This is a genomic window from Xanthomonas sp. NCPPB 2922 (assembly GCF_041520885.1).
GTDB classification, from domain to species: Bacteria; Pseudomonadota; Gammaproteobacteria; order Xanthomonadales; family Xanthomonadaceae; genus Xanthomonas; species Xanthomonas campestris.
The window spans coordinates 23,268-39,825 of the sequence record NZ_JBGOFY010000007.1 but is presented as its reverse complement, the minus strand read 5'-3'; the positions used below and the strand labels follow the sequence as shown (position 1 = coordinate 39,825).

The 16,558-nt window shown below is 66.1% G+C and carries 9 protein-coding genes; 8 read left to right on the top strand and 1 reads right to left on the bottom strand.

What is annotated here, in order from left to right; genetic code table 11:
* Nucleotides 1–27 precede the first annotated feature (27 nt).
* The 8 genes from cysN to ACD584_RS10235 all read left to right on the top strand — a co-directional run bounded on the left by cysN (nt 28) and on the right by ACD584_RS10235 (nt 14,082).
* Complete coding sequence (gene cysN / locus ACD584_RS10270) at nt 28–1,944, top strand: sulfate adenylyltransferase subunit CysN (RefSeq protein WP_175611670.1); 1,917 nt, start codon at nt 28–30, stop codon at nt 1,942–1,944.
* Nucleotides 1,945–2,206: 262 nt separating this feature from the next.
* Nucleotides 2,207–3,292: an efflux RND transporter periplasmic adaptor subunit gene (locus ACD584_RS10265; RefSeq protein WP_076037076.1), complete on the top strand. Its 1,086-nt coding sequence runs from the start codon at nt 2,207–2,209 to the stop codon at nt 3,290–3,292.
* Entirely contained in the window at nt 3,289–6,414 is a 3,126-nt protein-coding gene (locus ACD584_RS10260) for an efflux RND transporter permease subunit (RefSeq protein ID WP_076037075.1), read from the top strand. Before ACD584_RS10265 ends, ACD584_RS10260 begins: the two co-directional genes overlap by 4 nt.
* Nucleotides 6,415–6,806: 392 nt before the next feature.
* Nucleotides 6,807–9,482, top strand: coding sequence for a M1 family metallopeptidase (locus tag ACD584_RS10255; RefSeq protein ID WP_076037074.1), 2,676 nt, complete (start codon nt 6,807–6,809; stop codon nt 9,480–9,482).
* A gap of 60 nt (nt 9,483–9,542) precedes the next feature.
* Nucleotides 9,543–10,076: a GNAT family N-acetyltransferase gene (locus tag ACD584_RS10250; RefSeq protein WP_076037073.1), complete on the top strand. Its 534-nt coding sequence runs from the start codon at nt 9,543–9,545 to the stop codon at nt 10,074–10,076.
* Between the two features lie 102 nt (nt 10,077–10,178).
* Entirely contained in the window at nt 10,179–11,672 is a 1,494-nt protein-coding gene (locus ACD584_RS10245) for a sodium:alanine symporter family protein (protein ID WP_014508760.1), read from the top strand.
* On the top strand, nt 11,669–12,571 hold the full coding sequence (locus ACD584_RS10240) for a TrmH family RNA methyltransferase (protein WP_070689944.1): 903 nt from the start codon (nt 11,669–11,671) through the stop codon (nt 12,569–12,571). Before ACD584_RS10245 ends, ACD584_RS10240 begins: the two co-directional genes overlap by 4 nt.
* Nucleotides 12,572–12,591: 20 nt before the next feature.
* Nucleotides 12,592–14,082 (top strand): carboxylesterase/lipase family protein, encoded by a 1,491-nt coding sequence (locus tag ACD584_RS10235; RefSeq protein WP_372357287.1) that lies wholly within the window; start codon nt 12,592–12,594, stop codon nt 14,080–14,082.
* 412 nt (nt 14,083–14,494) lie between these two features.
* Here the strand turns inward: ACD584_RS10235 and ACD584_RS10230 are convergent, their stop codons facing one another.
* Nucleotides 14,495–16,459, bottom strand: a complete 1,965-nt coding sequence (locus tag ACD584_RS10230; RefSeq protein ID WP_076037071.1) for a glycoside hydrolase family 97 protein — start codon at nt 16,457–16,459, stop codon at nt 14,495–14,497.
* Nucleotides 16,460–16,558 lie beyond the last annotated feature (99 nt).

The following is a 16,558-nucleotide window of genomic DNA, read 5'->3' as shown; positions in this document are numbered from 1 at the left end:
TCGCAACAGCAGTTCGCCGGGAACGAGATGAGGGAGGAGACCGCTTTTGCGATTCCCGATTCCCCACTCCCCAATCCCAGCGCCATCAGCACCTACCTCCAGCAGCACGAATCCAAACCGCTGCTGCGCTTCATCACCTGCGGCAGCGTGGACGATGGCAAGAGCACGCTGATCGGGCGGTTGTTGTATGACAGCAAGCGGCTGTTCGATGACCAGCTGGCCGCGCTGGAAAGCGACAGCAAGCGCCATGGCACGCAGGGCGAAGGCATCGATTACGCCTTGCTGATGGATGGGCTGGCCGCCGAGCGTGAGCAGGGCATCACCATCGATGTGGCGTACCGCTACTTCGATACCGACCAACGCAAGTTCATCGTTGCCGATTGCCCCGGGCATGAGCAGTACACGCGCAATATGGCCACGGGCGCCTCCACCGCCGATGTGGCGGTGGTGTTGGTGGATGCGCGCAAGGGCGTGCTGGTGCAGACGCGGCGGCACAGCTACATCGTCTCGTTGCTGGGCATTCGCCACGTGGTGCTGGCGGTCAACAAGATGGACCTGGTGGACTACGACGCGCAGGTGTTCGCCACCATCGTCGACAGCTACCGCGCCCTGGCGGCGCAGTTGGGCATTGCCGATGTGCAGTGCATTCCGCTGTCTGCACTGGCCGGCGACAACCTGTCCAGCGCGTCCACGCGCATGCCGTGGTACCAGGGGCCGCATCTGCTGCAGCACCTGGACAGCGTGCAGCTGGAGACGCCCGACGCAGTGAGTGGGTTGCGCCTGCCGGTGCAGTGGGTCAATCGGCCCAACGCGCAGTTCCGTGGCTATGCCGGCACCATTGCTGCCGGCCAGGTACGCAGCGGCGATGTGGTGGTGGTGGTGCCGTCCGGGCGCCGCGCGCATGTGGCGAGCGTGCTGGATGCCAATGGCGTGGTCGACAGCGCACGCGCCGGGCAGGCCGTGACGCTGACCTTGCGTGAAGAGATCGACATCAGCCGCGGCGACATCATCGCCGCCGTGGACGACCCGCCAGAAGTGGCCGACCAGTTCGCCGCGCACGTGCTGTGGATGGACGATGCCGCATTGCTGCCGGGCCGCCCGTACTGGCTCAAGATCGGCACCCGCACCGTCACCGCCAGCATCAGCGAGATCAAGCACAAGGTCGATGTGAACACGCAGGAGCGGCTGGCCGCCAAGCGGCTGGAGCTCAACGAGGTGGGCTACTGCAACCTGTCGCTGGACGAGCCGATCGCCTTTGCCCCGTATGCGCGCAACCGGGTGTTGGGCGGCTTCATCCTGATCGACCGGCAGACCAATGCCACGGTCGCGGCCGGTGCGCTGGAGTTTGCGCTGCGCCGCGCCGGCAACGTGCATTGGCAGCACCTGGATGTGGACCGCGCCGCGCGCGCGCGCATCAAGGGCCAGGCGCCGCGCGTGCTGTGGTTCACCGGCCTGTCCGGTGCGGGCAAGTCCACGGTGGCCAACCTGGTGGACAAGCGCCTGCATGCGCTGGGCTATCACACCTTCATCCTGGACGGCGACAACGTGCGCCACGGGCTCAACCGCGATCTGGGCTTCACCGACGAGGACCGCGTGGAAAACATCCGCCGCGTGGCCGAGGTGGCACGGCTGATGGCCGATGCCGGGCTGATCGTGCTGGTGAGCTTCATTTCCCCGTTCCGTGCCGAACGCCAGCTGGCACGCGAGCGTTTTGACTCGGGTGAATTCGTCGAAGTGTTTGTGGACGTGCCTCTGGCGGTCGCCGAGGCACGCGACGTGAAAGGCCTCTACCGCAAGGCCCGCGCCGGGCAGATTCCCAATTTCACCGGGATCGATTCGCCGTACGAGGCGCCCGAGCGCCCGGAAATCCATCTTCACGCCGATGGTGAGAACGTAGAGGCGCTGGCGCGGCATGTCCTGGAATACCTGGGCCTGGAGCGCTGAGGGCAGGCTGCAACAACGCATTAAGCGGTGGTCAGACAGGGCAGCAGCAGGTGCATGGGCGCCGGCACGTACGCAGGTACGGGCCGCTCCGGTACCGGTGATGCCGGTCTGAGCGACGTGCGCGCGCTGTGGTGGCTGCCTGAGCACCGCATCGTGGCGACGAGGACAAGGGTCTTTGGTCATGGTGCAAAGCACGCCCTTTTCGTCAACCGCATGGCGGCTGGGTCGTTAAACTTTCGCCGTACCCCGCCAGGATGTTCTGATGCTTGTTCGACCCAGCGCACGTTTTTGCGTGGCGCTTTTGTTGGCCGTCGGGCTGACCAGTTGCGCCCGCCAGACCAGTGCGCCCGCCGCCAGCAAACCGATTCCGGTCGTCGTGCAAGTGGTGAGCGTGCAGCCATGGAATTCGACCGTGCAGTCGATCGCGACCGTGCGTGCGCGCGAGTCGGTGGCGCTGACCGCCGCGGTGAGCGATGTGGTGGAGCAGGTCAACTTCGACAGTGGCGACGAGGTCAAGGCCGGGCAGCTGCTGTTGCGTCTGCGGGGCAATTCGCAGCGGGCCGCGTTGACCGCCGCCCAGGCCACCTTCGAGGAAACCGAGCAGCTGTATCGGCGCCAGCTGAGCCTGGTCGGCCAGCAACTGGTGGCCAAGTCCACCGTGGACACCCAACGTGCGCTGCGCGACGCCGCCGAGGCGCGCGTGCAGCAGATGCGCGCGGAGATCACCGACCGCGAAGTGCGCGCGCCGTTCTCCGGCGTGCTCGGCATCCGCCAGGTCAGCCCCGGGTCGCTGATCACCGCCAGCACCGTGATCACCACGCTCGATGATGTCGAGCGCATGTATGTGGATTTCCAGGTGCCCGAGTCGCAGCTCGGCCTGGTCGAGCTTGGCAACGTGGTCAACGGCAGCGCCGCGGCTTACCCGGGCGCGCAGTTTGAAGGTGAAGTGGCGGCGATCGATTCGCGCATCGATGAAACCACGCGGTCGGTGACCGTGCGTGCGGATTTCCCCAACGACGACCGCCGGTTGCGCCCGGGCATGTTGCTGGATGTGCGGCTGTTCCAGCCGGCGCGGCAGGCGCTGGTGATTCCGGAGATTGCGGTGGTTCAGGTGGGGCGCGAGTCGTATGTGTTCCGGGTCAAGCCGGACAGCAGCGTGGAGCGCGCCGACGTGCGGCTGGGCGAGCGCCGCGATGGCAAGGTGGAAATCCTCGAAGGCGTCAAAGCCGGTGAGCGCATCGTGGTGGATGGCACCGGCAAGTTGCGCCCGGGCCTGAAGATCGACGCGCAGGCCGCGCCGGCAAACGCCAATGCGACCGCCACCGCCGGCAAGCAGGCCGTACAATGAAGCTCTCCGACCTGTCCATTACCCGCCCGGTGATGGCGGTGGTGATGAGCCTGTTGCTGATCGTGCTGGGCGTGATGTCCTTCACCCGGCTCACGCTGCGTGAATTGCCGGCGATCGACCCGCCCATCGTCTCGGTGGACGTGGAGTACACCGGCGCCTCGGCGGCAGTGGTGGAAAGCCGCATCACCCAGGTGCTGGAAGACGCATTGGCCGGCATCGAGGGGATCGAAACCATCGAGGCACGCAGCCGCAATGGTTCGTCGGACATCAGCATCGAGTTCGTGCCGACGCGCGATGTGGAAGCGGCTGCCAACGACGTGCGCGACGCGGTCAGCCGCGTGTCCGACCGCATGCCGGATCAGGCGCGCCCGCCGGAGATTTCCAAGGTCGAATCCGACGCCGACCCCATTCTGTGGCTCAACATGAGCTCCAGCACGATGGACACGCTGCAGCTGTCCGACTACGCCGAACGCTATGTCGTTGACCGCTTCTCCAGCCTGGACGGCGTGGCGCAGGTGCGCATCGGCGGGCGGCAGCGCTACGCGATGCGCATCTGGCTGGACCGCGACCAATTGGCCGCGCGCGCACTCACCGTGGCCGATGTGGAAACCGCGCTGCAAAACGAAAACGTGGAGTTGCCGGCCGGCAGCATCGAATCGGCGCAGCGCGACTTCACCTTGCGCGTGGAGCGCAGCTATCTCAAACCGGAGGACTTCGCCAAGCTGCCGCTGAGCAAGGGCGAGGGCGGCTATGTGGTGCGGCTGGGCGACGTGGCCAAGGTGGAGCTCACCTCGGCCGAACGGCGCGCGTATTTCCAGAGCAATGGCGTGCCCAACGTGGGCCTGGGCATCGTGCGCAACTCCACCGCCAACGCGCTGGACGTGGCACGCGAAGCACGCGCGCAGGCCGAAGAAATCCAGAAGACCCTGCCGCAGGGCACCAACATCTTCGTTGCCTTCGACACCACCACCTTCATCGATGCGGCGGTGGAGCGCGTCTACCACACGCTGATCGAAGCGGTGGTGCTGGTGCTGGTGGTGATCTGGGTGTTCTTGGGCAGCGCACGCGCGGCCCTGATTCCGGCCGTTACCGTGCCGGTGTGCCTGATTGCCGCGTTCATTGCGCTGTACGCGTTCGATTTCTCGATCAACCTGCTCACCCTGCTCGCGTTGGTGCTGTGTATCGGCCTGGTGGTCGACGATGCGATTGTGGTGGTGGAAAACATCCAGCGCCGCATCGACCTCGGCGAGCCGCCGCTGGTGGCCGCCAAGCGCGGTACCGGCCAGGTGGCATTCGCGGTGATTGCGACCACCGCGGTGCTGGTGGCGGTGTTTTTGCCGGTGGGCTTTCTGGAAGGCAATACCGGGCGGCTGTTCCGTGAGCTGGCGGTGGCACTGGCGGCAGCGGTGGCGATTTCGGCCTTCGTGGCGCTGACGCTCACGCCGATGATGTCGTCCAAGCTGTTGCGCGCGCACGACCAGGCCAAGCCCAATCGTTTCCATCAGTGGTTCAACGGGCGCATGCAGGCGGTGTCGGCCGCCTACGGGCGATCGCTGGAACGGCATGTGCAGCGCACCTGGATCTTCGCGTTGCTGATGCTGTTGGCGCTGGGCGCCAGCGCGTGGTTGATGAGCCGCATTCCGTCCGAGCTGGCTCCGGCCGAGGACCGCGGTAACTTCCAGATCATGATCGACGGCCCGGAAGGTGCGGGCTTCGATTACACCGTGGGCCAGATGCATCAGGTGGAAGACATCCTGCGCCCGTACGTGGGCGCGGACAAACCCATCGTGCGTGCCAATCCGCGCGTGCCCGGCGGGTTTGGCAGCAGCGAGGAAATGCACACCGGCCGCGTGAGTGTGTTCCTGCAGGATTGGGAAAAACGTGACCGCCCCACCACCGAGGTTGCCGACGAGCTGCAGCAGAAACTCAACGTGCTGACCGGCGTGCGTGCGCGCACCCAGGTGAGCGGCGGGCTGGTGCGCAGCCGCGGCCAACCGTTCCAGATGGTGCTGGGCGGCCCGGATTACGCGGAGATCGCGCAATGGCGCGACCGCATCCTGCAGCGCATGGAATCCAATCCCGGCCTGGTGGGCGCGGATTCGGACTACAAGGAAACCCGCCCGCAGATGCGCGTGAATATCGATCGCCTGCGCGCGGCAGATCTGGGCGTGTCGGTCACTGCGATTGGCGGCGCGCTGGAAGCCTTGATGGGCTCACGCCGCGTGACCACCTTCGTCGACAACGGCGAAGAATACGACGTGATGCTGCAGGCCGGCCGCGAAGGTCGCATGTCGCCCGAAGACCTCACCGCCATCCGCGTGCGCTCGATCCGTGGCGAGCTGATTCCGCTGTCCAACCTGGTCACGCTCAGTGAAGTGGCTGAAGCCGGCACGTTGAACCGCTTCAATCGGCTGCGCGCGATCACCATCAGTGCCGGTCTGGCGCCGGGCTATCCGCTGGGCGATGCCATCGCCTGGGCCCAGCAGACTGCGCAGGAAGAGTTACCCGAATACGCGCAGGTGGAATGGAAGGGCGAATCGCGTGAGTACCAGCAATCTGGCAGTGCGGTGCTGCTGACTTTCGGCATGGCCTTGCTGGTGGTGTACCTGGTGCTGGCAGCGCAGTTCGAGAGCTTCGCCCATCCGCTGGTGATCATGCTGACGGTGCCGCTGGCGGTACTGGGCGCGCTGGTCGGCCTGTGGCTCACCGGCGGTACGCTCAATCTGTTCAGTCAGATCGGCATCGTGATGTTGGTGGGCTTGGCGGCCAAGAACGGCATTCTGATCGTTGAGTTTGCCAATCAGCTGCGCGACGAAGGCCGCACTGTGCACGCGGCCATCGTCGAATCGGCATCGGTGCGCCTGCGCCCGATTCTGATGACGTCCATCGCCACGGTGGTCGGTGCAATTCCGTTGGTGGTGGCTGGCGGGCCCGGCTCGGCCAGCCGCGCCACCATCGGCGTGGTGGTGATCTTTGGTGTGTCGTTGTCCACGCTGCTGTCGCTGTACGTGGTGCCGGCGTTCTACAGCCTGATCGCCCCGTACACCAAGTCGCCCGAAGCACTGGCGCGCGAGCTGGATGCCTTGGAGGCACGCACGCCTTCGGTGGGTGGACACGCGTAATCCAGGTGCCGGCAGCGGGTTTCGCTGCCGGCAACAACTGCGCTGCCGAGCGATCGTTTCGGCATCCTGTGACGTAACCGAACCAGTGACTGCGTATAGCCTGCTGCGCCGCGTGCGAGCAGGCGGCACGCGTGGTGCGCGCAGGCGCCCTGCAATGCAGGCCATCCCATGCATGCATGTGGCCAAGCTGCATGCAATGACTCATGAGCTGCGGCACTGCCCCGCGTGTGATGCACAACCGGCGCTGTGTCGCCCCCAGCCATCAGCCAACATGCCGACTTTGGCGGTGCGTGGCCGCGATTGCCTGCACCGCCCCGTGCAATGACTATGGTCACATGACAGCACTGCCTGGCTGTGGTCGACTTCGGCGGTTACCTTGACCGGAATCGCCCATGCGTCGTCTTGCCTGTCTGCTTGCTCCCTCCGTCCTTGCGCTGTGCTGCGGGAGCGCCCTGGCGCAATCCGCCGGCGAGCCGGTGCCCAATGGCCGCCTGCCCACCTGGGCGGTGCCCGAGCACTACAGTCTGGAGATCAAGGTGGATCCGGAGCAGGCGCAGTTCAGCGGCCGCACCACCATCCGCGTGCAGCTCAAGCAGGCATCGGACCATCTCTGGCTGCACGGCAAGGAGCTGAAGGTCAGCAAGGCCACTGTGAAGCCGGCCAAGGGCAAGGCACTCACCGCACGCTATGTCGATGCCGATGCGCAGGCCGGCGTGGTGCGCCTGGACTTCGGCCGCACGCTCAAACCGCAGACGCTCACCGTGGACATCACCTACAGCGCGCCGCTCAATCAGCAGCTGCAGGGCCTGTATCAGGTGAAGTACCAGGGCAAGGCATATGCGATGACGCAGATGGAGCCGATCAGTGCGCGCTACGCGTTCCCCGGTTTCGATGAGCCCTCGTTCAAGACGCCGTTCGATCTGAGCCTGACCGTGCCCGCGGGCGATCAGGCCTTGGCCAACACCATCGCCACCTCCACCAAGCCGGCCGGCAAGGGCTGGAAGACGGTGAGCTTCGCGCCGACGCTGCCGCTGCCCACCTATCTGGTGGCCTACGCGGCCGGCCCGTGGGATGTGGTGGATGTGCCGGCCATGCCGGCCACCCCACAGCGCCCCGCAGCCACACCGCTACGTGGCATCGCCGCCCAGGGCCAGGGCCCGCGCATCACCCCCGCGCTTGACCAGACCCCGGCGATTATTGCGGCGCTGGAGGACTACTACGCGTTCGGTTACCCGTTCGACAAACTCGACCTGGTTGCTGCACCGGACTTCAGTGCCGGCGCCATGGAAAACCCGGGGTTTGTGACTTTCCGCGACTGGCTGTTGCTGCTGGACAAGGACTCGCCGGCCGAAAACGTGCAGCGCTCCTTCAACACCAACGCGCACGAGCTGGCGCACCAATGGACCGGCGACACTGTCACCATGGCGTGGTGGGACGATTTGTGGTTGAACGAAGCGTTCGCCACCTGGATGCAGCAGAAGGTCACCATGCAGCTGCACCCGGAATACCGCGCCAATCTGGACCGCATCGGCGGTGCGCAGCACGCGATGGATAACGACAGCCTGGTCAGCGCACGCAAGATCCGCCAGCCGATCACTGGCAACGGCGACATCGAAACCGCCTTCGACGGCATCACCTACCAGAAGGGTGCGGCGGTGCTGGCGATGTTCGAGGGTTTCGTCGGCGAGGACGTGTTCCGCGAGGGCATGCGCGCCTACATCGCCAAGCACAAGTTCGGCAGCGCCACCGCCGATGACCTGGTCGATGCGATCGCCGAAGCCGCCGGCAAGGGCGAGGATTTCAAGGCCGCATTCCGCAGCTTCCTGAATCAGCCGGGCGTGCCGTACCTGCAGACGCAGGTGGCGCGCGAGGGCGGCAAGACCGTGGTCAAACTGCAACAGCAGCGCTACCTGCCGCTGGGCTCATCCGGTTCCACCGCGCAGCAGTGGGGCGTGCCGGTGTGCGTGAAGTACGGCAAGGGCAAGAACCAGGTGGGCACCGCCTGCCAACTGCTGGAAAGCGGCAGCGGCAGCATCGTGCTGGAAGGTGCCGGCAAGAACACCTGGGTGTTCCCGAATGCGCGTGGCGCCGGCTACTACCGTTTCAGCCTGCCGAAGAAGCAGCTGGCCGCACTCGGCAAGCAGGTCGCACAGCTCGACGAAAACGAAAAGCTCTCCTACGCCGACGCCATCGATGCGGCGTATCGCCACGGCGATGCCGACACCGAAGTGGTGCTGGCGGCGATGAAGCAACTGGCCGGCGCCGAGTCTGCCGATGTGTCCACCGCGTTGGTGGACCGCTTCGTCTGGATCTGGCGCTACCAGGCCACCACCGATGCGCAGCGCGCCAACCTGCGCAAGGCGGCCGAGCAGGCCTACCTGCCGCGTCTGCGTCAGCTTGGCTACACCCGCCGCGCCAAGGAGTCGATCGACGACACCACATTGCGCACGTCCCTGGCCGGCCTGTTCGGCCTGCGGCTGCAGACCCCGGAAGTGCGCAGCGCGCTGTTGGCCCAGGGCGATGCGGTGCTGGCAGGTGGCGCCAATGGCCTGAACTTCGCCGCGGCCAATCCCGACCTGCTCGGCACCGTGCTGGCGGTGACCGCGCAGGAGCGCGGCGCCGCGGCCGTGCAGACGCTGATCCAGGCGCTGCGCACGCATGCCGACCCGGCGCAGCGCAACGCGATGATCGCCGCGCTCGGCGCGGTGCAGGATCCGGCACTGCTCACCCAGGTGCGCGACTTTGCATTGACCGATGCGATCAAGGTCGGCGAGATGAAGAGCCTGCTGACGCGTGGGCATAGCTATGACGCCTCGCATGCCTCGATGTGGCCGTGGTTCACCGCCAACTTCGACCGCATCGTGCAGCGCAGTGGTTCGTTCGATGGCGGCGGCCTGCCGTCGCTGGGCGCATTCAACGGCTGCAGCGTGGAGGAAGCCGATCGTCTGGATGCGTTCTTCAAGCCACGCCTGGCCACGCTCAGCGGCGCCGACCGCGGCCTGGCCCAGACCGGCGAGGCGATCCGCCTGTGCGCCGCGCTCAAGCAGGCGCAGACCGCCAAGCGCTGAGCTTGGCGTGCGGCAATGGTGCAGCAGCGTTGCGACGCTGCTGCACGGTGAGGCCAGTGCATGTTCGATGACCTGCAGTTGCAGGGGGAAGGGTTCTTACTGCGCCGCTGGCGCCAGGACGACCTGGACGCCTTGCTGATGCATGCCAACGACCCGTTGGTGCCGCGCGGGCTGAGCACGCGCTTTCCGCACCCGTATACGCGTGCCGATGGCGAGGCGTTTCTGGCCGGCAAAGTGGTGGATCTGCGCGACCCCGTGCTGGCCATCGTGATCGACGGCCAGGCCTGCGGCAGCATCGCGCTGCGTCGTGCGGGCGGTGGTGCAGACGATGTCGCTGAACTGGGCTACTGGCTGGGCCGCGCGTATTGGGGGCGCGGCTGGATGACCCGCAGCGTGCAGACCTACCTCGCGTGGGCCTTGCACGCGCTGCCACTCACACGCATCGATGCGACCGTACTGGACAGCAACCCGGCCTCTGCCCAGGTATTGCGCAAGAACGGGTTCGTGGCCCAGGGCGTGCGGCGCGGCGCACTGCTGCGCCCCGATGGCACGCACGATCTGCACGTTTTCAGCCGGTTCGCGGCTACACGCTGAGCCTGTGGCGCGCGTGCACGTCGCATCGTGCAGCGCTTTCGGCCAGAATCGGGGCACTCCCCACCTCGCTGGGGTCAACGGTCGGCGCGTCGGGGAGATTGCGTGGAAGCACTCATCAATGGCATCAACGGTATCGTCTGGAGCAAGGCACTGATCTTCATGTGTCTGGGCGCCGGCGTGTACTTCACCATCCGCACCCGCTTCATGCAGGTGCGCGGATTCGTGGAAATGGTCCGCCTCACCGTGGGCGGGCAGAAATCCGATGCCGGCGTGTCGTCGTTCCAGGCCCTGGCGATGTCCATGGCCGGGCGCATTGGCATTGGCAATATCGCCGGCGTGGCCACCGCCATCGCCTTCGGCGGGCCGGGCGCGATCTTCTGGATGTGGGTGATGGGCTTTCTCGGCGCGTCCACCTCGTATGTGGAATCGACGCTGGCGCAGATCTACAAGATCAAGGATGCCGATGGCCGCTATCGCGGTGGCCCGGCGTACTACATCGAAAAGGCCATGGGCCTGAAGTGGTACGCGCTCACCTTCGCAGTGGCCACCATCATCGCCACCGGCTTTCTGATGCCCGGCGTGCAGGCCAATGCCATCGCCGACAGCGCCATCAACGCCTGCCGCGGCACCAGCCTGTGCGGCGCGATGGATGGGCAGTGGATGGGCCTGCCGATGCGCGATGCCGCCAAGCTGGGCATCGGTATCCTGGTGGCCTGCATGCTGGCGGTGATCATCTTCGGCGGCGTCAAGCGCATCGCCAACTTCGCAGAGATCGTGGTGCCGTTCATGGCCATGGGCTACATCCTGATGGCGCTGGTCATCATGGTGCTCAACGCCGAACGCGTGCCGGACATGTTCGCCACCATCTTCAGCAGCGCCTTCGGCAGCCATGCCGCGTTCGGTGCATTGCTGGGCCTGGCGGTGGAATGGGGCGTCAAGCGCGGCATCTACGCCAACGAAGCCGGGCAGGGCACCGGACCGCACGCCGCCGCCGCGGCCGAGGTCTCGCACCCGGCCAAACAGGGCTACGTGCAGGCATTTGCGATCTACTTCGACACCATGATGGTGTGCACCGCCACGGCCTTCCTGATCCTCACCACCGGCAAGTACAACGTGTATTCGCCCGATGGGGCCAAGCCAGGGCTGTATGCGGGCCTGGTCGGCGTGGAAGAGGGCCCGGGCTATGCGCAGGCCGCGGTGGAATCGGTGCTGCCGGGCTGGGGCGCGGGCTTCGTGGCGATCGCGCTGTTCTTCTTCGCGTTCACCACGATCATGGCCTATTACTACATGGCCGAAACCAATCTGAGCTACATCAACGGCAACCGCCGGCGTCCGCTCACCGTGCTGCTGCTGCGCCTGGGCATCCTGGGCATGGTGATCTTCGGCGCGTTTCATAATGCGCAGCTGGCATGGGCCCTGGGCGACATCGGCGTGGGCGTCATGGCCTGGCTCAACATCATCGCCATCCTGATCCTGCACAAGCCGGCGATGCTGGCCTTGAAGGATTACGAACGGCAGAAACGCCAGGGGCTGGATCCCGTGTTCGATCCTGTCTCGCTCGGCATCAAGAACGCGGATTTCTGGACACAACGATGAAACAGCATGATGGGCGTGGCGCACGGCCGCCGCGCGACACCGCCGGCAGCGGCGCAGCGCCGCTCAATCCGTGGGGCCGTGCGGCGCCACGCGCACCCGCGCCGTCTGCTCCGGCGCCGCGCACCAGCGCTGCGGCGCCGGCCGCGGCCAGCGCCAACAACGCGCGCGAGCTGCGGCTGTACGGCATCAATGCGATCCAGGCGGTGTTCAAGGCGCGCCCGCATGCGCTGCGCAAGATCTACCTGACCGAAGCGCGTATCCCGCAGTTCAAGGCCTTGCTGGCCTGGTGCGTGGCGCAGCGCCTGGGCTACCGCGTGGTGGAAGAGGCCGACCTCACCAAGCTGGCGTCCAGCACGCATCACGAAGGCATCGTGGCCGAGGTGTTGCGGGTGCCGCCGCAGCCGCTGCAGGACTGGCTGGCGGCCTTGCCGCAAGGCCCGGTGCTGGCGCTGTGGCTGGATGGGGTGGGCAACCCGCATAACTTCGGCGCCATCCTGCGCTCGTCGGCGCACTTCGGTGTGGCTGGTCTGTTGTTGCCGGCCGGCTCCACGCTGGGATTGTCCGGTGCCGCCGCGCGCGTGGCCGAAGGCGGCGCTGAAGCGGTGCCGCTGGTGCAGCTTCCCGATACCGCGCAGGCGATGGCGCAGCTGCGGCAGGCCGGCTTTGCGGTGGCCGCCACGCTGGTGGACGGCGGGCAGGATGTGTTTGCCACCGCGTTGCCGCAGCGCCTCGTCTACGTGATGGGGGCGGAAAGCGAAGGTATGGACCGGCAGTTCGCCAGCGCCTGCGATCTGCAGTTGTCCATCCACGGCAGCGGCCTGGTGGAAAGCCTCAATGTGGCCTCCGCCACCGCTGTCTTCCAAGCCGCCTGGCGCGCACGCGCGCTGACAGGAGCGTAAGCATGCGCACGCGTGTCTGGATGTTTGCCGCAAGTTGCGCGTTGGCCGTTGCCGGCAACGCTGCTGCCCTCTCGCCGGTTGCGCCGCCGCAGGTGCAGACCGACCACGGCCCGGTGCGCGGCCAATGGCAGGACGATGGCAGCGCGGTGTTCCGCGCGATTCCGTTTGCCGCCCCGCCGTTGGGTGCGCTGCGCTGGCGGCCGCCGCAACCGGCACCGGCCTGGACAGGCGTGCGCGATGCCACGGTGGCCGCCACCCCGTGCGTGCAGCCTGCATTGGGCTGGAACAACGCCATGGCCAAGCGCGGCACCGAAGACTGCCTGTATGTAGAGGTGCAGACGCCGGCGTTGCAGCCAGCCAAACCGCTGCCGGTGTTCGTGTGGATCCATGGCGGCGCCAATGTGGCCGGTGGCGCCGATGGGCATCTGCCGACCAACCTGGTGGCGCAGGACATGCTGGTGGTGACGCTGCAATATCGCCTGGGTGCGTTCGGTTTTCTGTCGCTGCCGGAATTGCGCGATGGCGACAATGCTGCCGCTGGCAATTACGCCTTGCTCGACCAGATCGCCGCGTTGCAGTGGGTGCGCGACAACATCGCCCAGTTCGGTGGCGACCCGGCGCGTGTGACCATCGCCGGGCAATCGGCCGGTGGCCAGGACGTGGGCCTGCTGATGCTCAGCCCGTTGGCGCGTGGCCTGTTTTCCGCGGCGATCGAACAGAGCGGCACCGCCGGCTTTGGCTTGCCGGCGCGGTCGCTGCAAGACAACCGCGCACTGGGTGTCAGCATCGCCGCACGTGCCGGCATCGACGATGCAGCGACGCTGCTGGCACAGCTGCGCGCGCTGCCGGCCGAGCGTGTGATCCAGGCCGCGCAGGGCGTGGACGTGCCCGCGCTGGATGACGATGGCTATCTCTGGTTGCAGGCGGTGGTGGACGGGCGCGTGTTGCCGCGTGCGCCAGCGGCGCTGCTGGCCGACGGCAAACAGGCCAAGGTGCCGCTGTTGATCGGGTATGTGGTGCAGGAGCTCACCTATGGCGGCGAGCAGGGCGCGCAGGCACGTGTGCGCCGCGACTACCCGGCGCAGGCCGACGCCGTGCTGCAACGGCAGCAACGTGCGCAGGCAAAGCGCACCGCGCGCGAAGGTAGCCCCGCGGTGCAGCTGTCCACCGATCTCACCTTCCGCTGCCCTGCGGTCACCGTCGCGCAGCGGCAGGCAGCACTCGGTGCGCCGGTGTGGCACTACGTGTTCGATACCGCCGCACCCGGTGGCCAGGTGACCCATAGTGCCGAGTTGCCATTCCTGTTCAAGGGCCTGCCGATCGGCAGGCCGCCGGTAAACCTGCAGCGTTATTGGGCGGCGTTCGTACAGGGTGGCAACCCCAACGCGGCGGGCTTGCCGGCCTGGCCGGCGTTCGCGCCGACACATGCGGCGCTGCGCTTCGATGCCAGCGGCGTGCAGCCCATCAAGGACGCACGCCCGGCAACGTGTGCCGGGATCAATCTGCCGTAATCGGTCGCATCACCGCCTGCGCTGCGGGCGGTGATGCGCGGTTGTTGCGGGTGAGCTGCAGCCAGCCATGACGGCAAGCTGCATGTGGAACAAGACGAGCCATCGTGTTCTGCAACGTGCGGAAGCAACGATGCCACCGCGTTTTTCGCATGGTCGCAAACAGCGATCAGTGCCCACGTGTCCCGATGCGGTGTTCGTAAGCTTGCATCGGCGCCGAGGCCAATACACCGCTACAACGCTTGTCAGCGTCCGTTGCACTGAGAAAATTTCGCTCGTAGCTGACACGGCCGCGTCGCAATCCCTCGCGGCCGAAATCAGCGCGATAACAATGCGGCCGCAATGCCGGCGCGCGCCAGCGTGCACGTGGCGAAGTGCGCACACGTGCCTTGCTCACGATAGTGCCGCGGCACGACTACTTCTTGTGCAGCCGGATCGCCGCGCCGCCGCTTGCCGCCAGCTGTAGCTGTAATATGTCATTGCGAGTCAGCTTGCGTGTTTCGATGTTCACCTCGGTGGGCGCTGCGCCATCGGCATAGATCGTCGCTGTCCAGGTGCCCTTGTCCAGGAACGTCAACGGCACTTGCAGCGTGCGCGCCTGTTCGTTGGTCATCGCACACACATACCAGTCCTTGCCGCTGCGGCGCGCCAGCACGATGTGCTCGCCAATCGCGCCTTCGATCGCGCGGGTTTCGTCCCAGCTGGCAGGCACATCGCGCAGAAATTGCGCTGCGGGCACGTTTTCGTATTGCTCGGGGCTGTCGGACACCACCGCAAACGGGCTCTCGTACACCACATACATCGCCAGCTGCTGCGCGCGCGTGGTCATCACCTGTGGCGCGATGTGCTGCGGCTTGAACGCGGCCGGGCGCACGTTGCGAAATCCGCCAGGGGTGTAGTCCATCGGCCCGAGCAACATGCGGGTGAAGGGCAGGGTAAGGTTGTGCGTGGCGGTGATGCGCGTGGTCCACTTGTTGTACTCGGCACCGAGCACGCCTTCCTGCGTAAGGTAGTTGGGATAGGTGCGGGTGAGGCCGGTGGGGTGGTAGGCACCGTGCAGATCCACTAGCAGTTTGTGTTCGGCGGCCTTGGCGAGCAGGCGGTGATAGAAGTCCACCATCTGCTGGTCGTCGCGGTCCATGAAGTCGACCTTGATGCCCTTGATGCCGAGTTGCTGATACCACGCAAGCGCCTCGTCCATGTGCGCATCCAGTGCGCGCCAATGCGCCCATAGCCACAGGCCGACACCCCGTTGCCGCCCATACGTCACCAGGCCGGGCAGGTCGAGTTGTTCCACCGGGCGGCGAATGTCCGCATCGCTGTTGTATTGCCCATCGCCGGTACTGCCGTGATACCAGCCGTCATCGATCAGCATGTACTCCAGCTTCAACTGATGCGCGTGGTCGATATAGCGCTGGATGGTGGCGGTATTCATGCCAGGCTGTGCAACGCCACCGGCCAGGCTGCCCGACCACCAATCCCACGCCGATTTACCGGGGCGCACCCAACTGGCATCGAAGGCCGGCGGCGGATTCAATAGCGTGATCAGATTGGAGTCGATCAGCGATGCCGGCGTGTCGCCGAGCATGATCACGCGCCACGGTGTGGCGAAGTCGCGGCCCTGCGCATCGATGCTCACCGCCAGCGCGGGTTGATCCAGCCGTGGCGACAGCTTTGCCGACACGCCCAGCCCGCCATCGGCCCGGCCGGTGAGATACAAGCCGGCGTAATCGCGCAGATTGGCCTCGCCAATCGCCAGTGTCGTGCCCTGTGCATCGGTCTGGCACACCAGTGGCAGTTCGAGCAGGTTGTGCGGGCGCAGTTTCGATGCGGCGATGGCGTCGTATTCGCCCTCGTGGCTGGTGCCGAAGCGGCCAAGGTTCAAGGTCCAGCACGGGTAATCACGTGGAAACGCGAAGCTGGTGAGTTCGTTGCGGATCTCGAGCTTGCCCGCCTTGGGCAGCACATAACGCAGTGCGACACCATCGTCGTAGGCGCGTAGTTCGATCTCAAGCCGGTGTTGTGCGGCGTCGACCAACTGCACACGTAGCTGCCGGTAGTGGTCGCGTGCCTGGCGGGTTTTCCCCACCGTCAGCGTCACGCGGCTGTCGTGATCTTCACTGCTGCTGCCCTGCACGGTCATGCCGTGGCCGAGCTTGTTGTTGCGGCCGAGATCCAGTCCAAGCGGTGCATCGTCGAGCACTACTTTGTTGCGGTACAGCACGCGATAGGTGGGAATGCCGCCCTCGCTCAGCGTGAACTCCACTTGCGTGCGTGCAGTGGGTGATTGCACGCGCAATGGCTGCGCAACAGCAGGAATAACGCTCAAAGACAGCAGCAGCGCCGCTGCCGGTAATGCGGACTGGATCAGGTTTCGCATGATTCCCTCCTCCTGGGTGCGCCAACCCTAACGCAGAACGGTTGTTGTCGATATCCTCCTGGGGTAACGTTACCTCGCACCGTGGCAACCGAAACAGGG